General features: G+C 73.1%; 22 protein-coding genes. 3 read left to right on the forward strand and 19 right to left on the reverse strand.

Going from position 1 to position 24458, the window contains the following annotated elements; genetic code table 11:
• Window positions 1-15: 15 nt before the first annotated feature.
• The 4 genes from AB4Y83_RS07095 to aspS form a co-directional block, all read right to left on the reverse strand.
• Window positions 16-450, reverse strand: a complete 435-nt coding sequence (locus AB4Y83_RS07095; RefSeq protein ID WP_442273708.1) for a VOC family protein — start codon at window positions 448-450, stop codon at window positions 16-18.
• Window positions 451-459: 9 nt separating this feature from the next.
• Complete coding sequence (locus AB4Y83_RS07100; protein ID WP_442273739.1) at window positions 460-915, reverse strand: helix-turn-helix domain-containing protein; 456 nt, start codon at window positions 913-915, stop codon at window positions 460-462.
• 33 nt (window positions 916-948) lie between these two features.
• Window positions 949-2658, reverse strand: coding sequence for a peptide-N4-asparagine amidase (locus tag AB4Y83_RS07105; protein ID WP_442296407.1), 1710 nt, complete (start codon window positions 2656-2658; stop codon window positions 949-951).
• A 124-nt stretch (window positions 2659-2782) separates the two neighbouring features.
• Window positions 2783-4612: an aspartate--tRNA ligase gene (aspS, locus tag AB4Y83_RS07110; RefSeq protein ID WP_442296408.1), complete on the reverse strand. Its 1830-nt coding sequence runs from the start codon at window positions 4610-4612 to the stop codon at window positions 2783-2785.
• A 151-nt stretch (window positions 4613-4763) separates the two neighbouring features.
• On the opposite strand from aspS, the gene AB4Y83_RS07115 reads away from it, so the two are divergent.
• Complete coding sequence (locus AB4Y83_RS07115; protein ID WP_442296409.1) at window positions 4764-5852, forward strand: acyltransferase family protein; 1089 nt, start codon at window positions 4764-4766, stop codon at window positions 5850-5852.
• A 50-nt stretch (window positions 5853-5902) separates the two neighbouring features.
• On the opposite strand, the gene AB4Y83_RS07120 is transcribed toward AB4Y83_RS07115, so the two are convergent.
• Window positions 5903-7399 (reverse strand): MFS transporter, encoded by a 1497-nt coding sequence (locus tag AB4Y83_RS07120; protein WP_442296410.1) that lies wholly within the window; start codon window positions 7397-7399, stop codon window positions 5903-5905.
• A gap of 111 nt (window positions 7400-7510) precedes the next feature.
• On the opposite strand from AB4Y83_RS07120, the gene AB4Y83_RS07125 reads away from it, so the two are divergent.
• Entirely contained in the window at window positions 7511-8251 is a 741-nt protein-coding gene (locus tag AB4Y83_RS07125) for a TetR/AcrR family transcriptional regulator (RefSeq protein ID WP_442273713.1), read from the forward strand.
• A 22-nt stretch (window positions 8252-8273) separates the two neighbouring features.
• Here the strand turns inward: AB4Y83_RS07125 and AB4Y83_RS07130 are convergent, their stop codons facing one another.
• Window positions 8274-9197 (reverse strand): LysR family transcriptional regulator, encoded by a 924-nt coding sequence (locus AB4Y83_RS07130; RefSeq protein ID WP_442273714.1) that lies wholly within the window; start codon window positions 9195-9197, stop codon window positions 8274-8276.
• A gap of 73 nt (window positions 9198-9270) precedes the next feature.
• On the opposite strand from AB4Y83_RS07130, the gene AB4Y83_RS07135 reads away from it, so the two are divergent.
• Window positions 9271-10272 carry an EamA family transporter gene (locus tag AB4Y83_RS07135; RefSeq protein WP_442273715.1) on the forward strand — a complete coding sequence of 334 codons (1002 nt, stop codon included), beginning with the start codon at window positions 9271-9273 and terminating at the stop codon, window positions 10270-10272.
• Here the strand turns inward: AB4Y83_RS07135 and AB4Y83_RS07140 are convergent.
• The 13 genes from AB4Y83_RS07140 to AB4Y83_RS07200 form a co-directional block, all read right to left on the reverse strand.
• Window positions 10177-10602, reverse strand: coding sequence for a YchJ family protein (locus AB4Y83_RS07140; RefSeq protein ID WP_442296411.1), 426 nt, complete (start codon window positions 10600-10602; stop codon window positions 10177-10179). The genes AB4Y83_RS07135 and AB4Y83_RS07140 overlap by 96 nt on opposite strands.
• On the reverse strand, window positions 10599-11276 hold the full coding sequence (locus AB4Y83_RS07145; protein WP_442273717.1) for an NUDIX domain-containing protein: 678 nt from the start codon (window positions 11274-11276) through the stop codon (window positions 10599-10601). The genes AB4Y83_RS07140 and AB4Y83_RS07145 overlap by 4 nt, the downstream gene beginning before the upstream one ends.
• A 7-nt stretch (window positions 11277-11283) precedes the next feature.
• Entirely contained in the window at window positions 11284-13056 is a 1773-nt protein-coding gene (locus AB4Y83_RS07150) for a CTP synthase (RefSeq protein ID WP_442273718.1), read from the reverse strand.
• 11 nt (window positions 13057-13067) lie between these two features.
• A complete protein-coding gene (locus AB4Y83_RS07155) occupies window positions 13068-14210 on the reverse strand; it encodes a glycosyltransferase family 4 protein (RefSeq protein ID WP_442296412.1) in 1143 nt (380 codons plus the stop codon).
• The gene (locus AB4Y83_RS07160; RefSeq protein WP_442296413.1) at window positions 14207-15928 is read right to left on the reverse strand and encodes a lipid II flippase MurJ; all 1722 of its coding nucleotides are present in this window, start codon (window positions 15926-15928) and stop codon (window positions 14207-14209) included. Before AB4Y83_RS07160 ends, AB4Y83_RS07155 begins: the two co-directional genes overlap by 4 nt.
• A 68-nt stretch (window positions 15929-15996) precedes the next feature.
• Entirely contained in the window at window positions 15997-16872 is an 876-nt protein-coding gene (locus tag AB4Y83_RS07165; RefSeq protein ID WP_442296414.1) for a hypothetical protein, read from the reverse strand.
• Window positions 16869-17813, reverse strand: coding sequence for a copper transporter (locus tag AB4Y83_RS07170; RefSeq protein ID WP_442273722.1), 945 nt, complete (start codon window positions 17811-17813; stop codon window positions 16869-16871). The genes AB4Y83_RS07165 and AB4Y83_RS07170 overlap by 4 nt, the downstream gene beginning before the upstream one ends.
• The gene (gene steA / locus AB4Y83_RS07175) at window positions 17810-18991 is read right to left on the reverse strand and encodes a putative cytokinetic ring protein SteA (protein WP_442296415.1); all 1182 of its coding nucleotides are present in this window, start codon (window positions 18989-18991) and stop codon (window positions 17810-17812) included. Before steA ends, AB4Y83_RS07170 begins: the two co-directional genes overlap by 4 nt.
• 144 nt (window positions 18992-19135) lie before the next feature.
• Complete coding sequence (recN, locus tag AB4Y83_RS07180) at window positions 19136-20929, reverse strand: DNA repair protein RecN (RefSeq protein WP_442296416.1); 1794 nt, start codon at window positions 20927-20929, stop codon at window positions 19136-19138.
• Between the two features lie 9 nt (window positions 20930-20938).
• On the reverse strand, window positions 20939-21886 hold the full coding sequence (locus AB4Y83_RS07185) for an NAD kinase (RefSeq protein ID WP_442273725.1): 948 nt from the start codon (window positions 21884-21886) through the stop codon (window positions 20939-20941).
• Window positions 21883-22683, reverse strand: a complete 801-nt coding sequence (locus AB4Y83_RS07190; protein ID WP_442296417.1) for a TlyA family RNA methyltransferase — start codon at window positions 22681-22683, stop codon at window positions 21883-21885. Before AB4Y83_RS07190 ends, AB4Y83_RS07185 begins: the two co-directional genes overlap by 4 nt.
• Window positions 22680-23147: a hypothetical protein gene (locus AB4Y83_RS07195; protein ID WP_442296418.1), complete on the reverse strand. Its 468-nt coding sequence runs from the start codon at window positions 23145-23147 to the stop codon at window positions 22680-22682. The genes AB4Y83_RS07190 and AB4Y83_RS07195 overlap by 4 nt, the downstream gene beginning before the upstream one ends.
• A gap of 41 nt (window positions 23148-23188) precedes the next feature.
• Window positions 23189-24250: an HAD-IIA family hydrolase gene (locus tag AB4Y83_RS07200; RefSeq protein ID WP_442296419.1), complete on the reverse strand. Its 1062-nt coding sequence runs from the start codon at window positions 24248-24250 to the stop codon at window positions 23189-23191.
• Window positions 24251-24458: the final 208 nt, after the last annotated feature.

The following is a 24458-nucleotide window of genomic DNA, read 5'->3' on the forward strand; positions in this document are numbered from 1 at the left end:
CACCGCGCTGCGGCGTCAGGCGAAGTCGGACGCGGTGACGGTCCGGTCGGCGGGCTCCACGAGCACGACCCAGTTGCCCGAGTTGTCGCGGCAGACCGCCTCGGTCCCGTAGGGACGGGCCGACGGGGGCTGGAGGAACTCGACCCCCTTGGCCGACAGGTCGGCATACGTCTGCTCGCAGTCGTCGACCGTGAGGCCGAGACCGTTGAGCCCGCCGGCGTCCTGCGCTCGCTTCATCGCGGTGACGAGCTCGTCCGGGAAGGGCGGGCCGGGGATGGCGAGGCTGACCTGCAGCTCCGGCTGGCTCGGGTGCACGACCGTGCACCAGCGGTAGCCGTCGCCGAGGGTGATGTCGTCCTTCTCCTCGAACCCGAGGACGTCGACGTAGAAGCGCTTGGACTCGTCGATGTCCTTCACGAAGACACTGACGATGGAGATGTTGGTGATCATGTGACCACGCTAGGACGGGTCCGCCGCCTCGTGCTTCTCCTGGGTTGCGGAGCCTGCGGGCGCGCTCTCCGCCAGGCCCCACATGAACAGGACGCAGCCCGGGATGTGCGGCGCACCGGTCGCGGCGTACCTCGCCTGGTACTCGCTGGGGCTCTGCCCCACGACCGTGCGGAACCGGCTGCTGAACGAGCCGAGGCTCGAGAAGCCGACGGCGTGGCACACCTCGGTGACGGTGAGGTTCGTCGCACGCAGCAGGTCCTGGGCGCGTTCGATGCGGCGGCGTGAGACGTACCCGGCCGGCGTCACGCCGTACGTCGCGCGGAAGAGCCGGAGGAAGTGGTACTTCGACAGCCTCGCTTCGGCCGCAAGCGCGTCGAGGTCGAGGGGCTCCGCGTAGTGCCGGTCGGCGTGGTCGCGAGCGCGGCGCAGGTGGACCAGCACGTCGTCGGGGGCGCGTCGCTCCATCGTGGTCACCCGCTCATTGTCGCCCTCCGCGCCTCAGCCGACGGCATCCGTCACGAACGTGCCGTTGACGGCGCGCAGCCGGTGCTCCCAGGAGGTCGCCGGCCGGCCGAGGACCTTCTCGCTCAGGATGGCCCGGGCACGGGTGTCGGCGGTCGCGTGCCGCTGGTCACGCGGCACCCCGTAGATCCAGCTCGCCTGCCCCTCGTAGGACGAGGTCTCCGACCGGCTCGACAGGTGCGCTCCGCCGCGAGTCAGCGACTCGTCACGCGACCACGTGATGGCGAGATCGCCCGTGACGTCGTACGCGCCGGCGACGTCGCTGCGCGGGTGGAAGCCGAGGACACCGTCCTTGTCCCAGCGCTGCTCGGTGCGCTCGAGGGTCGGAGCTCCCCGTCCGTGCCCGGTCGCGACGACCTGGGTGTCGGTCCACGACGCCGTCAGGGTGTCGTCGGCCTCGTCGTCGGTCCACGAGTGCCTCGACGTGTTGGAGAGAGTGCGCGTGACCGTCGTCGTGACCGGTCCGCGTGAGGTGGACAGCGTTCCCGTGACGCGGAGCTCACGTCGCGCGTCGAGATCGACGTGGCCCGCCCGGTCCCCCGCCCCCGACACGCTGCTGTCGACGACGGGATCGCTTGCGTATGCCGTCCCGGTCGTTCCCGACACCACGCTGCGGGCCGCGTCGCGCCAGATGCGGAAGCGGGGCGCGAGGGTCCAGCCGCCCTGGCCTGCCGGAAGACCCACGACGGAGATGCGGACGTCGTGGGGCCGCCCGTCGTTGAGCCTCGCGAGGTAGGGCGTGAGGTCGTAGCCGAGCGGCGGGATGTCGAACGCCTTGGGCGAGGGGATGGTGTACCAGAGGAACGGGTTGCTCCAGCCGCCCGTGTAGACGACGGGGTACGGCGCGGCGATGCCTGCGAGCTGCCCGTCGATGTGCACGTCGACCTCGCGGTAGGGCAGACCGTCCGGACACGAGTAGCCGGTGCTCGCAGGCGCGCTCGTGTCCCAGAACTCCTCACAGCCACCGCCGGACCCGGTCGCGAAGACGTCGGCGAGCAGCCGGGTCGAGTTGCGCGGCACCGTGAGGGACCCGACGAGGTCGCTGCCGTCGCGGGCGGTGTCGGTGAGGGGCACGACGGCATCGGACGTCCTGGCCGCAGGCGCTCCGCGCCCGGTCGTGGAGAAGTCGAGGTCGACCGTCACGTGGATGACCCCGGTGTAGGTGCCGTCGACGACGTTGCCGATGAAGGCCTGCACCTGCTGCGGGTCCGCAAGCAGCGGAGCGAGGTCCGTGACGTCCTTCTCGACGTGCCAATGGATCCCGTCGACGCTCGGCTCGGGCGTCGAGAGGGTCAGCATCCGCACTCCCCCGACGTCGACGTAGCCGAAGCGGTCGAACTGTCGCCCGGCCACCGACCCCTCGAGCCGCATGACGACCTTCGACCACGGACCTGCGCAGCCGACCGGCGGCCTGTAGGCCTTGGCGTGGACGTCGAAGTCGTCGAACGCGTCGTCGACGACGCGAACGGTGCAGTGGTGCGTGGCGGGTACCGGGACGCTCGGCTCCGGTGTGCGCGGGTCGTCCCAGTCGGTGCCGAACTCCTGCGGCGGGGTGGCCGCGGGCACCGCCGAGGGACTCGGCGCGGGCACGGCGGCGGGCAGGCTCGACGCGGAACTGGCTCCGGTCATGGCGAGGACCGCACCCAGGAGGACCGCGGTGACCGGACGTCGACGTGGTGATCGCATGCCTTCGACCGTAGGACGGCCCGAGTCAAGGATGGGCAAAGCGCACGGCAGGTGACGGCATACGCGTGGAGGGCCGTCCTCGCTCTCGCGACGACGACCCTCCACGGTCGGCTCCTGCCGGAGGTCAGCCCTGCTTCGGCTCGACCTCGGGGGCACCCTGTGCGGCCGGTGCCGAGGCCGCGGGCTTCGCGTCCACGCCGGCCTCCTTGCGCTGGGCGGGCGTGATCGGGGCCGGCGCCGCGGTCAGCGGGTCGTAGCCGCCACCGGACTTCGGGAACGCGATGACGTCGCGGATCGAGTCGGTGTGCGCGAGCAGCGAGACGATGCGGTCCCAGCCGAAGGCGATGCCGCCGTGCGGCGGGGCACCGAAGGCGAAGGCCTCGAGGAGGAAGCCGAACTTCTCCTGGGCGTCCTCCTCCGACAGGCCCATGACCGAGAAGACGCGCTCCTGCACGTCGCGGCTGTGGATACGAATCGAGCCGCCGCCGATCTCGTTGCCGTTGCAGACGATGTCGTAGGCGTAGGCGAGCGCCGGACCCGGGTCGGTGTCGAAGGTGTCGAGGAACTCGGGCTTGGGCGAGGTGAAGGCGTGGTGGACGGCCGTCCACGCACCGGCACCGACGGCGACGTCGCCCGAGGCGACGGCGTCGGCGGCCGGCTCGAAGAGCGGGGCGTCGACGACCCAGAGGAAGCTCCACGCCTCCTCGTCGATGAGCTCGCAGCGACGGCCGATCTCGAGACGGGCCGCCCCGAGCAGCGCCCGCGACGGCTTCGCCGCACCCGCGGCGAAGAAGATGCAGTCGCCGGGCGTGGCGCCGACGTGCTCGGCCAGGCCGGCGCGCTCGGCGTCCGTGAGGTTCTTCGCGACCGGGCCGCCGAGCTCGCCGTCCTCCTGGACGAGGACGTAGGCGAGGCCACGGGCGCCGCGCTGCTTGGCCCACTCCTGCCAGGCGTCGAGCTGCTTGCGCGGCTGGCTCGCACCACCGGGCATGACGACGGCACCGACGTAGTCGGTCTGGAAGACGCGGAAGGTCGTGTCGGCGAAGTAGCCGGTGCACTCGACGAGCTCGTTGCCGAAACGCAGGTCGGGCTTGTCGGAGCCGTAGCGGGCCATGGCGTCGGCGTAGGTCATCCGCTGGAACGGGGCGTCGAGCTCGACGCCGATGAGGCGCCAGAGCGCCTGCACGATCGACTCGCCCAGCTCGATGATGTCGTCCTGCTCGACGAAGCTCATCTCGATGTCGAGCTGGGTGAACTCCGGCTGGCGGTCGGCGCGGAAGTCCTCGTCCCGGTAGCAACGGGCGATCTGGTAGTAGCGCTCCATGCCGGCCACCATGAGCAGCTGCTTGAACAGCTGGGGGCTCTGCGGCAGGGCGTACCACGACCCGGGCGCGAGACGCGCCGGCACGAGGAAGTCACGGGCACCCTCGGGCGTGGAGCGGGTCAGCGTCGGCGTCTCGATCTCGACGAAGTCGCGGGCCCCGAGCACGGCGCGGGCGGCAGCGTTGACCTTGGAGCGCAGGCGGATCGCAGCGCCGGCAGAGCTCGCGCCGGGGCGGCGCAGGTCGAGGTAACGGTGCTTGAGGCGTGCCTCCTCGCCGACGGTGACGCGCTCGTCGATCTGGAACGGCAGCGGGGCGGCCGGGTTGAGCACCTCGAGCTCGCTGACGATGACCTCGATGTCGCCGGTGGGCAGGTCGGGGTTGGCGTTGCCCTCCGGACGCTCGCGCACCTCACCGGTGACCTTGACGCAGAACTCGTTGCGGACGTCGTGGGCACCGCCCTGGGCGAGCACCTCGTCACGCGCGACGACCTGGGCCACGCCCGAGGCGTCGCGCAGGTCGAGGAAGGCGACCCCGCCGTGGTCTCGACGCCGCGCCACCCAACCGGTGAGGGTGACGGTCTGGCCTGCGTGGTCGGCGCGGAGAGTGCCGGCCTCGTGAGTGCGGAGCACGGAGGGTCCTTCCGGGACGTGGTTCCCGCGGCACGAGGGCCGCCGGGGCTGAGCGAGGTGGTGAGCGAGTGTCGTGCGCAGGTGCCCGGCCGCTGGTCGGCCGTGGGCACCGAGGACCAATCCTAGACCGCCTGCGCCTAGGCTCTTCGCCGTGCAGCACTCCCGCAACCGCGACCTCGACGGCGTCCGAGGTCTCGCGATCGTCCTCGTCGTCGCCGCCCACTCCGGGCTGCCGGCGCGCTGGGGTGGGCTGTCCGGGGTGACGCTCTTCTTCGTCCTGTCGGGCTACCTCATCACGAGCCTGCTCATCCGGGAGTGGGACCGCTGGGGGTCGGTCAGCCTGTGGCGCTTCTGGGGACGGCGCGCCCTACGCCTCCTGCCCGCCCTCGTGCTCCTGCTCCTGCTCGCTCCCCTGCTGCTCTGGGCGACGGGCGACGACCGGCTCTCGACCTACCCGACGGCGGCGCTCGCATCGCTCTTCTACGTCGGCAACTGGGTGCGCATCGCCGGCACGGACCTCGGGGTGCTCAACCACCTCTGGTCGCTCTCGGTCGAGGAGCAGTTCTACGTCGTCTGGCCGGCGATCTTCATCGTCCTCATGACGTGGCTTCGCAGCCGAGCGCTCGCGGTCGTCCTCAGCCTCGCGGCGCTCGCGACCTTCTACTCCGTCTGGACGGTAGGGAGCGCGATCCGCCTCGACATCTCGACCGAGACGAACGCGTTCGCCCTGCTGCTCGGCGTGGCGCTCGCCTTCTCACTGGCCGCCGTACGGTCCCGTGGCTGGGAGCTGCCGGCCACGAGCCCGCTCGTCCCCTTCGTCGTCATGGTCGCCGTCTCGGCCTTCCCCGGGCACGGGCTCGAGGTGGACCACCCGCTCTTCCGACCTCTCGGCGCCGTCTACGCCGTCGTCGGGGTGTGGCTCGTGTATGCCGCCGTGTCGGGTCACTCGCGCACCGTGGGCTCCCGCGTCATGGTCTTCTTCGGCACCATCAGCTACGCGCTCTACCTCTGGCACCAGACGTTCATCAACAGCCAGCTCCTCGGTGAGCACACGACACCCCGCAACCTGCTGCTCATCRCGGCCGCCGTGCTCGTCTCGTGGCTGTCGTGGGTGCTCGTCGAGCGGCCCGTGGGTCGCCTGCGCGGACGCCTCCGCCTCGACCAGCCGTCACGCCGCCAGCAGGAGTTCGTCGACGCCCGCGACCCGCAGGCCGCTCCGCGCGCCACGCCCACGACGTAGGGCGGTCCGGCCGGTCGTGGCCGCCACGTCCGCGGCGCGGCCTCCTCGGTCTACGCGGTCTGTCGCGCTCCCGCACCCACCGCGTCAGCCGGGGCGTCCGGCACGTCGTGCTCCTCGACGCTGCGTGAGTCGGTGAGGGTGAGGGCACCCCACGTGGTCACGACCCCGACGATGACGGCCAGCACGGCATACGTCACCCGCTCACCGTGGAAGAAGGACGACGCGAGCTCAGGACTCCACGTGCCGGCGGGCAGCGTGGTCGTCACGAGCACGGCGACGAGGGTGCCCACGACGGCGGTGCCGACGCTCGTGCCGACCTCCTGGGCCGTGTCGTTGAGCGCCGTGCCGATCGACGTGCGGTTGGCGGGCATCGCCTCGACGAGGGCCACCGCGCAGATCGTCATGACCGTGCGGAGGCCGAGGGTCATGACGACCATCGCGACGGCGACGGCCGGGTAGCCGCGGTCGACACCCCAGGCCATCCCGACGAGCGCGACGACGAGCAGGCCCGCTCCGACGAGGCACGCGACCCGGTGGCCGAAGCGGCGGGCGAGCCACTCCGAGAGCGGGGTCGCGAGGACCATCGTCATGATGAGCGGGAGGTTGGCGAGCCCCGCACGCACGGGGCTCCACCCCCACGCGTACTGGAAGTGCAGGATGAGGCCGAACATGACGCCGGCCATGGCGACCGAGGTGCCGGCCTGCGCCAGCGTGGCCCCGCGCACGGTCCCCGACGAGAAGAGCGTCAGGTCGAGCATCGGGGACGCGGCTCGCCGTTCGTGGCGGACGAACCCGACGAGCGCGAGCGCGGAGCCGACGACGGTCGAGAGCGTGGTCGCCGACGTCCATCCGTGCTCGACGCCACTGGTCAGGGCGTAGCAGCCGAGCCCGATGGCCGCGATGCTCAACAGGGCACCGGGCAGGTCCAGCCGGTCGGTGGTGAGGTCCTCGGGCCGGTCTGCCGGCACCCCCAACCGGACGCCGACCCAGGCCACGAGGGCGATGGGGGCGTTGACGAGCAGGAGCCACTCCCAGCCGACGTGGGCGAGGGCCGTGCCCCCGAGCAGCGGACCGAGGACGAAGCCCGACATCCCGACGACGATCATGACGGTCATGGCCCGCATCCGCAGGGCCTGGTCGTCGAAGAGACGGAAGACGAGCGAGTTGGTGATCGGCGCCATCGCTGCCGCCGCCACCCCGAGGGCGGCGCGCAGGGCGATGAGCTCGCCCGTCGTCGTCACGGCGGCCACGGCGAGGCTGATGATCCCGAAGCCGGCGAGCCCCCAGAGGAGCACCCGGCGGCGGCCGAGCCGATCCGCCGCCGAGCCGGCGGTGAGCAGCAGTCCCCCGAACGTCAGCGAGTAGGCCCCGGTGACCCACTGGAGAGCGGTGGTGCCGCTCCCGAGGTCGCGGCCGATCGTCGGCAGCGCGATCGTCAGGAGGGTGTTGTCGACCATCTCGACGAAGAAGGCGAGACAGAGCGCGAGCATCGGGATCCACGCCGCGCGGAGCGACGGATAGGTGCGGGTCGGCGTCGTGGTCGTCATGTGCCGTCTCCTCTCATCGAACACCGTTCGACTATCGAACGTGGTTCGATGTTATAGAACGTTGTTCGATGAACGCAAGTCCGCCCGGGGATCGTGTGATGGGATGGGCACATGAGCCCCCAGCGACAGCACGCCGCTCGGCCCTCCCGCGAGGCTCGGGCAGTGCGTGAGCGCCCCGCACGGGGCCGCCGACGGGCCTCGCACTCGCTCGAGGCCGTCCTCACGGAGGCGGTCGCCCTCCTCGACACGAGTGGCGAGCAGGGCCTGACGTTCCGTGCCCTCGCGGCCCGTCTCGGCGGTGGGGCCGCGAGCATCTACTGGTACGTCTCGAGCAAGGACGAGCTGCTCGACCGAGCGGCGGACCACGTCCTGGCCGACGTGCTCGCCACCGTCGAGGACGTCGGGGCGGGCGACCCCGTCGACGACCTCCGAACCATCGCCTTGGCCCTCTTCGACGCGATCGTCGAGCGGCCCTGGCTCGGTGCCTACTTCATGCGCGACACGGGCGTCCAGCCCAACGGCCTGCGCCTCTACGAGCGACTGGGGCAGCAGGTGCTGCGGCTGGAGCTCACTCCGCGCGAGAGCTTCCACGCGGTCTCGGCGGTCGTCGGCTTCGTCGTCGGCACGGCGGCCGACATGGGTCAGCAGCCACCCGAGGCGGTGCTCTCCGGTGAGGTCGACCGTGACGCGTACCTCGCCCGTTACGCCGCCCAGTGGCGCGCCCTCGACGCGGACGACTTTCCCTTCATCCACCACGTCGTCGACGAGTTCGCCGGCCACGACGACGCCGAGCAGTTCCGGGCCGGTCTCGACCTCATCCTGGCGGGGCTGCGCCTCCAGGCCGCCGGCTGACGCGTCGCGCAGGCACGCCCGATCAGTCTCCCGAAAGGGGCCGGAGGTCCCGGGAGGCTTCTGCCGCAAGGCAGTCCACGGCCACGGCGAGCGCGGGGCTTGCCGTCATGGTGCTCCGCCAGACGAGGCTCACGGTGCGCTCGGAGATCGGGTCGACGATGGGGACCGCGACGACTCCCGCGGGCAGCGGTCCCCGGCCGAGGCGTGGCACGAGGGCGATGGCCTCCCCCGCCGCGACGAGGGTAACGTGCGTGGCGAACTCGAGCGCCACGTGCGCGATCCGAGGGGACCGACCGACGTCGGCATACATCTTCTGGAGCCACTGGTGGCAGATGGAGCCGGGCGCGACGCTGGCCCAGTGCTCGTCGAGCACGTCCCGCACGCCGATGCTGCGCCGGGCGGCGAGCGGGTGGCTCTCGTGGACGAGGACGTCGGCGCGGTCCCGGCCGAGGTCGCGCACCTCGAGGTGGTCGGGGATGGCGAGCGGCAGCGGCTCCCAGTTGTGCACGAGGGCGAGGTCGTGGGTGCCGGCCGCGACCGCGTCGACGGCGTCCCAGGGGTCGATCTCGTCGGGCCGCAGGACGACGTCCGGCGCGGTCGATCGCAGGCGGCCGATGGCGCCCACGACGACCCCCCGGTACGCCGTGGCGAACGTCGCGAGTCGCACCGTCCCGACCGTCTCTCCGCTGTCCCCGTGGAGCCGGGACTCGAGTCGCTCCATGTCCGCGAGCAGGGACCGCGCAGCCTCGGAGAGCGTGCGACCGGCCTCCGTGAGCAGGACACCGCGCCCCTGCCGCTCGAGCAGCTGCACCCCCGTCTGGGTCTCGAGGCGCTTGATCTGCTGGGACACCGCGCTCGGGGTGTAGTCGAGCGCGGCCGCGGCGGCGCCGACGGAGCCGTGCGCCTCGACGGCGACGAGCGAACGCAGCGCGACGGGATCGATCATGCAGCGATGCTACACAGTCATGGCCACAACAGTTTGATGGACGTGAACGGTGTACGGCGCCCACGATGAGCACATGCGCCGCCGTGACACCGCCCTCGCCGTCCTCGTCGCCCTGATCTGGGGCACGAACTTCGTCGCCATTCGCACCGGCATCGACTCGGTGCCGCCGTTCCTCTTCCTCGCGGTGCGCTTCGTCGTCGTCTGCGTCCCCGCGGTCTTCCTCGTCCGGCGCCCGGGGCTCCCCTGGCGCGACCTCGCCCTCATCGGGCTCTTCACGAGCCTCGCCCAGTTCGCCCTCATGTACCTCGCGCTGCACCTCGGCATGCCACCCGGGCTCGCCTCGCTCGTGCTCCAGGCGCAGGTGCTGCTCACCGTCGTCATCGCGGCGGCCTGGCTGCGCGAGCGCCCGTCCACGGCACAGCGCCTCGGCGTCGCCCTGGGCGGAGCGGGGCTGCTGACGATCGCGGTCGGACGCGGGCTGTCGGCGCCGCTGCTCCCACTCGTCGTGCTCGTCCTGGCCGCCGTGTCGTGGGCGGTCGGCAACGTGCTGACCCGCCGGGCGGGGGCCCTCACGGGTCCGGGCGCCGGGCTCGGGGTCACGGTCTGGTCGGGGCTCGTCGTGCCGCTGCCGGCCCTCGCCCTCTCGTTCGTCTTCGAGGGGCCGACGGCCATCGGGGCGGCCCTGCGCCACCTCCAGTGGCAGGCCGTGGCCTCGACCGCCTACACGGCCTACCTCTCGTCGCTCGTCGGCTACGGGATCTGGAACACCCTGCTCAGCCGCCACCCGGTGGCGAAGGTGACGCCGTTCGCGATGCTCGTCCCGGTCTTCGGGATGGTCGCGGCCGCGGTCGCGTTCCACGAGCGACCCAACGCCTTCGAGCTGGTCGGGGGGCTCGCACTGCTGGCCGGTGTCGGCGTAGCGGTGATCCGCCCACGTGGCGGTGTGACGGCGCCCGCTCCGGCCGTCCCTGCCGACGCGTCACCCGTGCTCGCCGTCGACGTAGAGCCAGCGGCCGCCCCGGCGGGCGAAGCGGCTCATCTCGTGCAGCTCGCCCCGACGCGTGGCGCCCGCTGACGGCTCCGTCCAGCGCGCCACGAACTCGACGACGCCGTCGTCGTCACCGAGCCCGCCGCGCTCCGTGCGCAGCACCGTCAGGCCCGTCCACCGCGTGTCCGGATCGAGTCCCACCCGCTCGGGGCGCGTCCGTGGGTGCCAGGTGCGCAGGAGGTACGCCTCGTCCCCCACGGCGAACGCCGCGTAGCGCGAGCGCATCAGCTCGCCTGCGGTCCCGGCCGGGCGGTCGCCCGCGTGGAGCGGGCCGCAGCACGCGGCATACGCCAGGTCTTCCGGGCCTCCCCCACAGGGGCACGACCCCGAGAGGCCTGTACCGAACGCCCCGCTCACGACCGCTGGGCGCGCTGGGCCTCGCGGGCGGGCCACGGCGCGTCGTGCGGCCGCAGCGTGGACCACCCACGTCCGCGCGACAGTCCCGCGGAGAGCAGGCCGACGAGCGTCGCCGAGTTGCTGATGCGTCCGTCGAGCGCTGCGTCGACGGCGTCGTCGAGGGACACCCAGAGGGGCCGGATCCCGAGCTCCTCCGCAGTGCGTTGGTGGGCGTCGGCGGCGGCGACCTCGTGGAGGTCGCGCGCGAGGAAGATCCGCACCGTCTCCGGGAAGGCCCCGGGAGACGTGACGTCGTCGGCGAGGACGTGCCACTCGTCGGCCGTCAGGTCGACCTCCTCGGCGAGCTCACGCGCGGCGGCCTCCCACGGCGGCTCGCCGTCGACGTCGAGCAGGCCGGCGGGCAGCTCCCACACGTGGCCACCGCTCGCGTGGCGGTACTGCCGGATGAGCAGCACGTGCGAGGCACCCTCGAGCTCGCGCAGGGCGAGCACGGCGACAGCGCCGGGGTGCGTGACGAAGTCACGTGTCACGACACCCCCGGCGCCGAGGTCGACGCGCTCGCGCACGACGTCGAAGATGATCCCCTCGAACGGGGTCGTCGTCTCGACCACCGGCTCGGCGGTCCACTCCTCGACGAGGTCGGCAGCGGTGCCCCGCGGCGCGTCCAGGCTCACCCGCGGCTCAGTCGGCGTCCGGGGCGGCGCCGGACGCGGACACCGAGGCGAGCTCGTCGTGCCCGGTCCGTGCCTCGGCGTCCCGCTCGGTCTGGCCGGCGTCGACCGCGGCGCGGTGGCGCTCGACCTCGACGAGGCGCTCGCTGCGCTGGCGCTCCAGGGCGGCCCCGACGAGACCCGCGAAGAGCGGGTGTGCGCGGTTGGGGCGCGACAGGAACTCCGGGTGCGCCTGGGTCGACACGTAGTACGGGTGGACCTCGCGCGGCAGCTCGACGAACTCCACGAGGTTGCCGTCGGGCGAGGTGCCGGAGAAGACGAGACCCGCCTGCTCGAGGTCGGCCCGGTAGGAGTTGTTGACCTCGTAGCGGTGGCGGTGGCGCTCCTTGACCTCGGCCTCGCCGTAGGCCCCACGGATGACGCTGCCCTCCTTGAGGGCGGCCGGGTAGAGGCCGAGGCGCATCGTGCCGCCGAGGTCGCCGGCGCCCTCCACGAAGGCCTTCTGCTCCTCCATCGTGGCGATGACGGGGTGCTCGGTCTCGGGGTCGAACTCCGTCGAGCTCGCGTCCTGGTTGCCGAGGACGCTGCGGGCGTACTCGATGACCATGCACTGCAGGCCGAGGCAGATGCCGAGGGTCGGCACCTGCTTCTCGCGGGCCCAGGTCAGCGCGCCGAGCTTGCCCTCGATGCCGCGCACCCCGAACCCACCGGGGACGAGGACGGCGTCGACACCGCCGAGCGCCTTCTGGGCGCCTGCCGGGGTCTGGCACTCGTCGCTGGCCACCCAGCGGATGTTGACCTTGGCGTCGTGGTGGAAGCCACCGGCGCGCAGCGCCTCGGTGACCGAGAGGTACGCGTCCGGCAGGTCGATGTACTTGCCGACGAGGGCGATCTCGATGTCGTGCTCCGGGTCGTGGACCCGCTCGAGCAGCTCGTCCCACTCGGTCCAGTCGACGTCGCGGAAGTTGAGCCCGAGCCGGCGGATGACGTAGGCGTCGAGGCCCTCACGGTGGAGCACCTTGGGGATGTCGTAGATGCTCGGGGCGTCGACCGCCGCGGCGACCGCGGTGACGTCGACGTCGCACATGAGCGAGATCTTGCGCTTGATCGGGTCGGGGATCTCGCGGTCGGCGCGGAGCACGAGCCCGTCGGGCTGGATGCCGACCTGGCGCAGGGCGGCGACCGAGTGCTGGGTCGGCTTCGTCTTCAGCTCGCCGCTCGGCGCGAGGTAGGGCACGAGCGAGACGTGCAGGAAGAAGCTGTTGTCGCGGCCGATGAGGTGGCGCACCTGGCGCGCGGCCTCGAGGAAGGGCAGCGACTCGATGTCGCCGACCGTGCCGCCGATCTCGGTGATGATGACGTCCGGGGCGTCCGGACCTCCGGTGGCGAGGGCGCGCATCCGGGCGACGATCTCGTTGGTGATGTGCGGGATGACCTGGACGGTGTCGCCGAGGTACTCACCGCGCCGTTCCTTGGCGATGACGTTGTTGTAGACCTGCCCGGTCGTCACGTTCGCGCTGCCGACGAGGTTGACGTCGAGGAAGCGCTCGTAGTGACCGATGTCGAGGTCGGTCTCGGCTCCGTCGTCGGTCACGAAGACCTCGCCGTGCTGGAACGGGTTCATCGTCCCGGGATCGACGTTGATGTAGGGGTCGAGCTTCTGCATCGTGACCCGCAGGCCCCGCGATCTGAGAAGTCGTCCGAGGCTCGAGGCGGTGAGCCCCTTGCCGAGAGAGGAGGCGACGCCCCCGGTCACAAAGATGTGCTTCGTCGTATCCACCACGGGCTTTGAGTCTACGTCACTCCGCGGGTCTCCGTGACGTAGCGTTCCACCCACCGGCGCGTCTCGTCGTCGGGAGTGGGCCATCCGGCGGCCCGGGCTCGTCCCGCGTCACCCTCTCGGAGCCTGGCGTCGGCGTCGGTGAGCAGGCGGTCCACCTCGGCTGCTACGGCGGCCGGGTCCCCCACGGGGAGAAGAGAACCCGCGTCCCCGACGAGGTCGGGCAGACCGCCCGTACGGGTCACGACGACCGGGAGCCCAGCCGCCATCGCCTCCTGCACGACGAGTGCCCGGGCCTCCCAGCGGCTCGTGAGGACGAAGACGTCCGCCGCCCGCAGCCACTCCGACACATCGGTGCGCGCCCCCACGAACCGGACCTTTGGCCTCGCGTCCTCCCCCTGCCGTATGCCGTCCGTCTCCTCCTCGAGACGGGCACGGAGCCGCTCGTCGCCGTCGCCGACGACGACCCACGTGGCGGCGGCGTCGGAGCGCCGCGCGGCCGCGAGGAGGGTCGGGAGGTCCTTCTGGGGCGCGATGCGCGAGACCGTGAGCACGACGGGGCGGTCGGTCGGCAGGCCGGCTCCGGCCAACAGGGCGGCGCGTTCGGTCGGTTCGAGTGCAGGACGCTCCAGCAGGTCGGCGACCGCGGCGGAGGGCACGAGGGCGAGCTCGGTGCGCCGGGCGCCGAGGGCGTCCGCGAGCTCGACGAGGTCGGCGCTCGCGCCCGTCACGAGGTCGGCTCGGTGCAGGGACCACGCGACCAGCCGCCGGGCGGCGGACGCCGCGGCGCGGGCGACGGCGGAGCCCGGGACCGGCGGGAGGTCGTTGTGGAGAGAGACCACGAGCCGCGGGCGTGGCCGCGCGCGGGCGACGGCCACGGCAGCGACGACGGCGGCCTGGTGGCCGTGCGCGTGGACGACGTCGACCGTGCCCGCCAGGCGCATGATGCGGTGCCAGTCCACGAGACCCCGGGGTGCGCGTACCCCGCCGTGGACCGGCCAGAGCCGGTGGGCGTCGGCCCAGTCGAAGGCCCGCGCCGTCGACTCCGCCGTCACGACCTGGACGTCGTGCCCCTGCCCACGAAGTCCCGTGAGGAGGGCGTCGACGTGCGCACCCACACCACCGGCCGCGTGTCCGAGCACCATGAGCACCCTCATCGCGTCTCCGGAGGCGCGGCCGGGTGCGGGTCCTGCTCGCCGGCAGGGGCGGACATCGGCGCGGACGAAGGGGCGGTCATGGACGTCGGCGAGGTCGCGGCGGTCGGTGACGGCCGCCGCAGCCGGGCCACGACCGAGCGGTCGACGAGGAGCACGACGACGACGAGGGTCACGGTGGCCGCGAGCGCCACGGCGACGCCCTGCGCGGCGGCGACGAGGAGTCCGTCCGCGGTCCAGAGGCCGCCGAGCCACCAGCCGAGGATCGCGGCTGACGCGGCGCCGAGCAATCCGGCTGCGACGGGGCGCGCCGGTACGGTCAGGGCCGCGCGGCCCCAGCTCCGCGCGACGAGGACCGCGAGCGCGACGGCCCCGGCCACGAGCCCGACGCTGGTGCCGAGGGTGAGAGCGCGCACGGTCGTCGCGGGTCCGGCCGCGCCTCCGAGGGCCACGAGCGGGACGACGGTCGTCGCGAGCCACGCGACGGCGACCACGGCGCCCGCGACCCGGGCACGGCCTCGCACGTAGGAGGCCCGGGTCAGCAGCCCGATCGCGCAGAGGCCGACGATGCCCGGGGCCACGAGCACGAGGGCGTCGGGGATGGCGGACAGGGCCACGGCCCCGTTGCCGTCCGCTCGCCCGGCGTCGAGCAGGGCGAAGAAGGCGCCGACCGGTCGGGCGACGGCCACGAGCAGACCCCCGGCCAGCAGACCGGCCAGGAGGGTGGCGAGCCACGTCCGCCGCAGCACRTCCACGGCCGCGGACCCCGGCGCGGAGGTCGGCGCGGAGGCCGGCGCTGCTGCTCCCGCGTCGGGCTCGGGCCCGCCGGCTTGCGCGTTGCCCGCCAGCGTCGGGAAGGCCGCGGTGGCGAGCGGGACGGCGAGGACGGCATACGGAAGCAGGGAGACGGCCTGGACGTAGGTGTACACGTTAAGCGTCCCGGGGCCGCCGCGGTCGTTGGCGAGGCGGATGAAGACGAGCGTCGCCAGCTGCTGTCCGGCGACGGCGAGGAGCCCGGCGACCGCGAGCCGCCGGACGCGGGCGGCGACGCCGTGCGGGAAGTGTGTCGTCACCGTGAGGTGGACCCCGGCGCGACGCACCGGAACGAGGAGCGGCAGCGACAGCGCGACGACCCCGAGGGTCGTGCCCACGGCCAGGATCGTGGTCGCGCCCGCCGGGACCTGCGCGATCGGGGCGGCCGGGTCGGTGGCGACGGCGGCGTAGGCCACGTAGGTCGCGATGACGACGAGGCTCGACATGAGCGGGGCGATCGCGGCCGCGACGAACCGGTGGTGAGACTGGAGCACACCGCCGAGCACGATGCCGACGCCGTAGAGCGGGATCTGGATCGCGAAGACCCGCAGCAGGTCGGCGCCGAGGCCCACCGCGCCGGGACAGGTGTCGCCGGCTCCGAGCAGGCCCCGCGCGATCGGCTCCGCGGCAAGGGCCACGACCAGGCCCAGCGGCACGAGCACGACGACCACCCACGTCAGCAGCGCGGAGGCCGTGTGGTCGGCCTCGATCCGGTGGCCGCGGGCCAGGGCGCCGGCCACGAGAGGCACGGCGACCGCCGCGAGCACTCCCCCGGCCGCGATCTCGAAGAGCACGTTGGGCACCGCGTTGACCGACTGGTAGACGCTCCCGACGCAGGTCGCACCGACGGAGTGGGAGAAGACGAACCATCGTCCGAAGCCGACGACCCGGGCGACGAGCGTGATCACCGCGATGGTGCCTGCGGCGGCGAACAGCCCGCGCCGTGAGACGGGCCCGCCCCCTGCACTCCGGTCGGTCATCGGGGGGCCCGGCCCCACTCGTCGAGCCGGCGCAGGGCGGGGTGGGCCTCGATGACCCGGGTGAAGCTGACGCGCTCCGAGGCGAGCGTCAAAGCCGCGAGGCCGGCCACGGCGACGACCCGGCCCACGAGCCCGGTGCGCTCGACGAGCGCGAGACCGACGAGCGCCCCGGCGGCGTTGGCACCCGTGTCGCCGAGCATGGCGGTGGCGCGGAGGTCGTCCCGGACGACACCGAGCGAGGACCCGACGGCGGCGGCCGCGGGCACCCCTCCCACCAGCGGGAGACCTGCGGCCACCGTGACCTTGAGCGCCCGTCCAGGGCGCAGGTCGAAGAGGTTGACGGCGTTGGCGGCACCGGCGACGACGGCCCCGCCGACGAGGGTGGCCAGCAGTCCGGGACGGGAGGGACGGCTTGCGTCGGAGAGCGCCGCACCGACCAGCCCGGTGACGCCGAGACCCACGATCTTGACCGCGCCCGTCGTGACCTCGCCGCGTGCCAGCGCACCGAGGTGGCCCTTGAGACCCTTGTCGGACGTGCCTCCGGCGAGGTCGTCGAGCGCCCCGAGGGCACCTGCGGCGAGGGCGACCAAGCCGGAGCTCATCGACCCGCGGCTCGGTCCCTCGGTCGGACGCGAGGCGACTGCCGCTGCAGCGGCACCGGCAACAGCGCCTGCCACGGCGCCGCCGACCCAGGCCGGCCCCTCGAGCAGGGTGACCGGGTCGCCGGCATGGTTGGTGCGCTCCCAGGCCTGGCGGAGGGCGGGGGGCGCCGTTCGGCCGAGACGCAGCACCGCCCAGGAGGCCGTGGCCGAACCGAGCAGGGCAGCCAGTGACGCGGCGGAGATCGAGTCCGCGCGGCGGCTCGACCTCACGGAAGCACCCGCGGGACGGTGGCGGTGGCGCCGGCCGCGACGCCGTAGTGTCCGACCCGCTCGTCGAGGGCGTCCTCGACGGCGAGGACCACCGTGGCAGGTCCGTCACCGGCCCGGGCGTGGTCGACGGTGGAGACGATCCCGGCCGTCTCGGACTTCTCACGCACGGCCTGGACGGCGTTGGAGGTCACGGGCTGGCCCGCCGCTGCAACTGTCTCGCCGCTGGCGACGACGGTCGACCGGGTCGAGCCGGCGAAGGAGGTGACCAGCGCGCGGATGGCGTCGGAGCGGGACTCGACGACGGACTCGGTGCCGGCGTAGTCCGCGGACACGACGACCGCGATGTCGGCCGGCGCGAGGTCGGCCACCGAGCTGTCGACGAGGTTGGCGTCGACGAGCACCTTGAGCGCGGCGGTGCGCTGGGCCGAGGTGCCGGCGTCGCTCGTCGAGACGAGGAGGTCGGTGAGCACCTGCACGAGCAGCTCGTCGCCCGTCGCGGTCGACCCGACCCCGAGGGCCGACGCGGCTTCCTTGGCCGCCTGTGCTCGGTCGGAGGCCTGGCTGGGGTCGAACCAGTCGGGGCTCAGGGTCACCGTGCCCGTGAGGCCGGCGCCGCTCTGGGTCACGACACCCTCGAGGTTCGTGGTCATCGTGCCGTCGGCGGAGGGCAGCACGACGACGACCGCGCGGTGACCGGACAGTCGGCTCTTGACGACCCGTTGCTGCACGGCGGTCGCGTACTCGTCGGACGCGTCGGCGAGCTTCTCGCTCGTCGTCAGCTTGTCGTTGAGGGCCTGCTTCTCGGTGCGCAGCGCGGAGACCTGGTCGCTCAGCTGGTTGCCGAGGTTGGCCTGCAGGGGGCCGGCCCCGAGCACGATGCCCACCGCGAGGGCGAGGAACACCGAGATGATCGAGACGAGGTGGTAGCGGAAGTCGATCACGTGAAGATCCCAACGATGGCGGTCCAGAGGTCGTCCCAGCGGGYGGCGAGGACCTGCAGCCACGCCTGCCCGGCCGGTGTCGACGCGAGGGCTGCGAAGAAGGCGAGCACGCCGGCGAGCAGCATCGTCACGAGCAGCCGGCCCGGGATGCGGGCGCGGTAGAGCTGGCTCACGCCCTTGGCGTCGACGAGCTTGCTGCCGACGCGCAGGCGCGTGAGGAACGTCGACGCCTGCCCGTCGCGACCCTTGTCGAGGAACTCGACGAGGGTGACGTGGGTCCCGACGGCGACGATGAGCTCGGCACCGGAGTCGTCGGCGAGGAGCATCGCGACGTCCTCGCTCGTGCCCGCGGCGGGGAAGACGACCGGGGTGATCCCGAGAGCCTCGACCMGGGCGAGGCCGGGGGCACGCCCGTCGCGGTAGGCGTGCACGACGATCTCGGCGCCGCAGCGCAGGGCCTTGTCCGAGACGGAGTCCATGTCGCCGACGATGAGGTCAGGCTGGTGGCCGGACTCGAGGATGGCGTCGGCGCCGCCGTCGACCCCGATGAGGATCGGGCGGTACTCACGGATGTAGGGCCGCAGGGTCTCGAGGTCCTCGCGGTAGTGGTAGCCGCGCACGACGATGAGGCAGTGCCGGCCGTCGAGCTCGGTGGTGATGGGGGGCACGCCGATGCCGTCGAGGAGGAGGTCGCGCTCCTTGCGGATGTACTCCATCGTGTTCGTCGCGAAAGCCTCGATCTGCACGGCGAGCCCGGCCCGCGCCTCGTGCATCTGGGCCTGGACCGCCTCGACGTCGAGCAATGTGCCCGTCGCGACACGGGTCTCCCCGGACCACAGGTCGGCACCGTCGAGCCGTAGCGTCTGCCCGTCCGTGAGCGCCATGACGTCCGGGCCGGCGGCGTCGAGCACGGGGATGCCGGCCTCGACGAGGATCTGGGGTCCGAGGTTCGGGTAACGACCGCTGATCGAGGCGCTCGCGTTGACCACGGCGGCGGGGCGCACGGTGACGAGGGCGTCCGCGCTCACCTTGTCGAGGTCCGCGTGGTCGATGACGGCGATGTCGCCCGGCTGCAGCCGCTTCGTCAGCGCCTTGGTGCGCCGGTCGACGCGCGCGGTGCCGACCACGCCGGGACCGGTGTCCCGGGCGCGCGAGCGACGTCGGATGGAGAGGGCCATGATGGCCTCAATCGTGCCACGTCGGTGGGTCGGCGACCCCATCGGTCCGGGCCGTGACGCACGGCTCGGGACGACACTCGGGACGGCCTTCGGGAGCGAGGTCCAACGGCTGGGCGGACCGCAGGACGGTGCCGCGGACGGGACTCAGACGCGTGAGCCGCTGCGGGCGGCCGGCCGCGTGCCGACGCGGGCACCGCTCGTCTGCTCGAGCAGGTCGCCGGCGTGGGCCAGCCCCGCCTCGGAGTCGGGGTCGCCGCCCATCATCCGCGACAGCTCCCGCAGCCGGGCGTCACCGTCGACGACGCTGACGCTGCTCGAGGTGATGCGGCCGTCGTCGGCCTTGTGCACGACGAGGTGGCGGTCGGCGAACGCTGCGACCTGGGCGAGGTGGGTGACGACGATGACCTGGGCGTGCTCGGCGAGGGCAGCCAGCCGGGCACCCACGTCGAGGGCCGCCCGCCCGCCGACACCGGCGTCGACCTCGTCGAAGACGAACGTGGGTGGTCCGCTCGCCGCCTCGCCCGAGGCGTTGCGTGAGCCGACGACCTCGAGCGCGAGCATGACGCGAGAGAGCTCACCGCCCGAGGCGGCCCGCGCGACGCTGCGCGGCGTGGCTCCGGGATTGGCCGCGAGCAGGATGTCGACGTCGTCGATGCCGTGTCGGGCCAGCCGCACTCGGTCGCCGACCGGCAGGGCCACACCCTCGGGGTCGGTGCGTCGGCGCAGCTCGACGTGGACGACGGCCTTGCCCATGGCCAGGTGCGAGAGCTCCTCCGAGACGCGGGTGCCGAAGTCGTCACCGGCGGCCCGGCGAGCCTCCGACAGCGAGAGGGCGGCCGCGACGACGGACGACTCGAGCTCGGCCACCTCGACGCCGAGTCGCTCGACGCGGTCGTCGGCGGTCACGAGCTCGTCGAGGCGAGCGGCCCCGCGGCCCGACCACTCGAGCACCTCGTCGACGGTCTCGCCGTACTTGCGCGTGAGGACCCCGAGGGCGGCCCGCCGCTCCTGCACGTAGCCGAGCCGCTCGGGGTCGAGATCGACGTCCTGGAGGTATGCCGTGAGGTCGGCCGACAGGTCGGTCACGAGCGTGCCCACCTCGTGCAGGCGCTCGTCGAGCCCGGCGAGGGCCTGGTCGTGCGCCGTGGCCGGACCGAGCGCACCCCGCGCCGACCCGATGAGGTCACGGACGTTCGGAGCCGGCTCGGCGGCATACTCGTCACCGCTGAGATCTGCGAGCGCCTGGGCTGCGGCCAGGCGGAGCGTGTCGGCGTGCGCGAGGCGCTCGTCCTCGACACGCAGCGCCGCGTCCTCGCCCGGCTGGGGGTCGACGGCCTCGATCTCCTCGAGCGAGGCGGTCAGCGAGTCGATCTCGCGGGCGCGCTCGCGCGCCTCCGAGACGAGGCGCTCGTGCTCGCGGGCCGACGCACGCCAGCGGTCGTAGAGCTCGCCGACGCGGTCGCGGAGCGCCGTGAGGTCGGGACCCCCGAAGTCGTCGAGCACGACGCGGTGGGCATCGCCCTGCTTGAGACGCCACTGATCGGCCTGCCCGTGCACGGCCACGAGCATCTGGCCGAGCTCGGCGAGCACGGAGACCGGTGCCGTGCGACCTCCGACGTGGGCGCGCGACCGGCCGGCCGCGGCGATGGTGCGGGCGATGACGAGCTCGCCGTCCTCGTGGTCGGCGCCCGCCTCGTCGGCCCGGACGAGGGCCGGGTGGTCGGGGGGCAGCTGCACGACACCCTCGACGAGCGCCGAGGCCGAGCCGGTGCGCACGAGGCCGGAGTCGGCGCGCTCGCCCAGCAGCAGGCCGAGCCCCGACACGACCATGGTCTTGCCGGCGCCGGTCTCACCGGTGAGCACGTTGAGCCCGGGGCTCAGGTCGAGGACGGCGTCGTCGATCACACCGACGCCCCGGATCCTCATCTGGCTGAACACGGGTCCACCTTAGGGCCCGGCACCCTCACCGCCGTCGACGTCGTCCACGGGCGAGGCGGTGTCGCCGTTGCCGCGCCACCCGGCGACCGAGAGGTCGAACTTCGCGACGAGACGGTCGGTGAACGGTGCGCTCGTCAGCCGGGCGAGGCGGAGCGGGCGCAGCCCACGGCGCACCTCGATGCGGGCTCCCGGAGGGAGGTCGACGTGGCGCCGGCCGTCGCACCACATGACTCCTGCGCCCTCGGTGGCCGCCTTGATCTCGACGGCCAGGTGGGTGTCGGGGCCCAGCACCAGCGGCCGGGCGAAGAGCGCGTGGGCCGCACTCGGGACGAGGAGCATGGCCTCGACCTGCGGCCAGACGACCGGCCCGCCGGCCGAGAAGGCGTATGCCGTCGACCCCGTCGGCGTGGAGACGATGACGCCGTCGCAGCCCCAGCTCGACAGCGGTCGACCGTCGACCTCGACGGTGACCTCGAGCATCCGCTCGCGGGCGGCCTTCTCGACGCTGACCTCGTTGAGGGCCCAGCTGCTCGCGATGAGGTCGCCGTGCAGCTTCGCGTCGACGTGGAGCGTCATGCGCTCCTCGACGGCGTAGTCGTTGCTCGCGATGTGCTCGACCGTGGCGTCGAGGTCGTCGCGCTCGGCCTCCGCGAGAAAGCCCACGTGGCCGAGGTTGACCCCGAGGAGCGGCACGTCGACGCTGCGGGCGAACTCGGCGCCGCGCAGGATGGTCCCGTCGCCGCCGAGCACCACGACGAGGTCGCACCCCTCCGCGACCTGCTCCTCGGCAGACGCGATGTGCACGCGCGAGCTGTCCTTGAGGTCGAGGGCCTCGGCCTCGTCGGCCTGGAGGGACACGTCGATACCGAGATGGGTGAGGCGTTGCACGACGCCCTTGGCGACCGTCAGCGCCTCGGGGCGCCTCGGGTGGGCCACGAGCAGGATGCGGCGCGTCACGGGACTCCTTCCAGGTCGACGGCCTCCAGCATGTCATCCACCGCCGTCACCGAGGCGCCCGGGACGGGTCTCGGGGCGAGCCAGAAGAGGAACTCCCGGTTGCCGTCGCCCCCCGCGATGGGGCTGGCCGTCGCACCGTGCAGGTGCAGGTGGAGGTCGGTCGCGACCTGGGCCACGTCACGCAGCACGCGGCGGCGCTCGTGCGGCGAGGTGACGACTCCTGTGCGGCTGAGCCGCTCGCGCCCCACCTCGAACTGCGGCTTGACGAGGACGACGACGTCGCCGTCGTCGGTGACGAGAGGTCGCATGGCGGGCAGGGCGATGGCGAGCGAGATGAAGCTGAGGTCGGACACGACGAGGTCGAAGCGGCCGCCGAGCGCCTCGGCGTCGACGTCACGGATGTTGGTGCCCGGCAGGTCCCGGACCCGCGGGTCGGAGCCGATCGACGCGACGAGCTGGTCGTGCCCGACGTCGAGGGCCGTCACGTGGGTGGCACCGCGCTCGAGGAGCACCTGGGTGAACCCACCCGTGCTCGCCCCGACGTCGAGGCACCGTCTGCCGTCGACAGGGACCGGCCACGTGTCGAGGGCGTGGAGCAGCTTGACGGCCGCGCGCCCCACCCAGCGGTCGGGCTCACGCGTCAGCTCGATGGCCGACGAGCCGTCGACGGGCAGGGCGGGCTTGCCGGCCGGGCGACCGTCGACGAGCACCACGCCGGCGGTGACGAGCTCACGGGCCTGGGTGCGCGATCGGGCCAGGCCGCGGGCGACGAGCTCGACGTCGAGACGTCGCGTCACGCGCCACCCAGACCGCCGAGGCGGCTCTGCAGGCTCCGGTGGGCGTGCTCGCCCGACTCGATGCGCTCGGCGAACGACCCGGCCTGCGACTCGGCCAGACGCATCATCGCCTCGTCGACCGCCTGGTCACCCGTCAGGGGCGGGGTGGGCACGTCTGGCGTCGCGTCCAGCGGGGCGTAGGGCACCTCGGCCGTCGCGGCGTCGTCGTCGGTCCGGCGCTCGTCGTCCACGCTGTCGTACACGCCGTCATCGTCCGCGCCGTCCTCATCGGTGAGGTCCTCGAGGTCGTCTCCCGACACGTCCGCATCGCTGACGTCGTCGGACTGGTCGTCTGAGTCGTCCCACTCGTCGACGGCGTCGTCGCTCGCGTCGGCGTCCGAGTCCATCGGGTCGAGCTCCTCGGCGACCTCGAGCGGTTCGCCGGACCCGAGATCGTCGCGTCGAGGGTCGCTGTCGCCGAACATGTGCTGCCTCCGTGCCGAGTGGTTGGTTCGCTGCGGTCACGCTACCGGGTCGAGGTCGGTGAGTCGTCGAGCAGGCCGTCGAGGGTCGCCGCCGCTCGACCGAGGTGCGCGGAAGACGCTCCCTCGTCGCGCGACGTCAGCAGGGCCGCCAGGCCCGCTCGCACCACCTCGATGGGGTCCGCGCTCCCCCGCTCGATGACGAGGTCCTCGCCGTCGAGGGCCACCCGGGCGGCGCCGCAGCGCCAGCCGCCGACGTCGGCCACCGGGGCGGCATACGGCCTCAGGAGCTCGGCGAGGGAGGCGATGACGTAGGTGGGCGACGACTCGCTCGCCACGACGTCGGAGGGTCGGTCGACTCCCGTGAGGACCCACGCCGAGTCGAGGCCGGTGGCCTCGGCGCCGACGATGTCGGTGCCGATCCGGTCGCCGACCGCGAGCGTCCTGGCAGCGACGGTGCCGAGGCGCTCGAGGGCGAGCTCGTAGAGCGGGGGGTGCGGCTTCCCGACGACGTCTGGGCGTCGCCCGAGCGCGGCGACGAGCAGCTCGATGTAGGCGCCGTTCCCCGGGGACTGCCCCCACGGCAGCGGCAGCGTCGCGTCGTCGTTCGTCGCGACCCACGGCAGGCCGGAGGAGAGGAGACGGGCCGCCGTCTCGAAGTCGCGCACGCGCAGCTCCTTGCCGAAGCCCTGGAGGACGGCCGCGACCTCGTCGGGTCCGGAGCGGGCGTGGTCACGGGCGGCGGCCACGGGGACGAGGCCTGCGTCTCGGAGCGCCTCGACCACGCCCTCCCCACCCAGCGCGAGGACGGCCGCTCCGGGTGGGAGGTCGGTGGCGAGCCGGGCGGCCCCTGCCTGAGCGCTCGACACGACGTCGGATGCCGTCGCGGGGGCACCGAGGCCGGCGATCTGGGTGGCCACCTCGGTCGGGACGCGGGATGCGTTGTTCGTCGCGTAGACGACTCGGATCCCCCGAGCCACGATGTCCTGCAGCGCTTTCGGCGCACCCGGGACGGCATCCGCTCCGCGGTAGACGACACCGTCGAGGTCGCACACCACCCCGTCGTAGCCAGCGATCAGGGGTTGCGTCGATGTTTCCGTGTCCATGCGTCCTCCTGGGCCAGACCCTACGTCGGGAGCCGTCAGCGAGACCCGTCGGTCCGGAACGCAGAACGGGCCCGACCATGCAGGTCGGGCCCGTTCCGGGTGGGGTACTCAGCGCTCGTCGACGTCGTCCTCGTCGTCCGCGTCCTCGTCGTCCGCGTCGTCCGCGTCGTCCGCGTCGTCCGCGTCGTCGGCGTCGTCGGCGTCGGCG

It is taken from the genome of Terrabacter sp. RAF57 (assembly GCF_052113925.1).
Taxonomy (GTDB): domain Bacteria; phylum Actinomycetota; class Actinomycetes; order Actinomycetales; family Dermatophilaceae; genus Terrabacter.

Excerpts from the sequence above, each read along its gene's own strand:
- AB4Y83_RS07155 (WP_442296412.1), bottom strand. The coding sequence starts at position 14,210 with ATGAGGGTGCTCATGGTGCTCGGACACGCGGCCGGTGGTGTGGGTGCG.
- AB4Y83_RS07135 (WP_442273715.1), top strand. The coding sequence starts at position 9,271 with ATGCGCCGCCGTGACACCGCCCTCGCCGTCCTCGTCGCCCTGATCTGG.
- AB4Y83_RS07095 (WP_442273708.1), bottom strand. The coding sequence starts at position 450 with ATGATCACCAACATCTCCATCGTCAGTGTCTTCGTGAAGGACATCGAC.
- AB4Y83_RS07200 (WP_442296419.1), bottom strand. The coding sequence starts at position 24,250 with ATGGACACGGAAACATCGACGCAACCCCTGATCGCTGGCTACGACGGG.
- AB4Y83_RS07120 (WP_442296410.1), bottom strand. The coding sequence starts at position 7,399 with ATGACGACCACGACGCCGACCCGCACCTATCCGTCGCTCCGCGCGGCG.
- AB4Y83_RS07195 (WP_442296418.1), bottom strand. The coding sequence starts at position 23,147 with ATGTTCGGCGACAGCGACCCTCGACGCGACGATCTCGGGTCCGGCGAA.
- AB4Y83_RS07130 (WP_442273714.1), bottom strand. The coding sequence starts at position 9,197 with ATGATCGATCCCGTCGCGCTGCGTTCGCTCGTCGCCGTCGAGGCGCAC.
- AB4Y83_RS07100 (WP_442273739.1), bottom strand. The coding sequence starts at position 915 with ATGGAGCGACGCGCCCCCGACGACGTGCTGGTCCACCTGCGCCGCGCT.
- AB4Y83_RS07105 (WP_442296407.1), bottom strand. The coding sequence starts at position 2,658 with ATGCGATCACCACGTCGACGTCCGGTCACCGCGGTCCTCCTGGGTGCG.
- AB4Y83_RS07125 (WP_442273713.1), top strand. The coding sequence starts at position 7,511 with ATGAGCCCCCAGCGACAGCACGCCGCTCGGCCCTCCCGCGAGGCTCGG.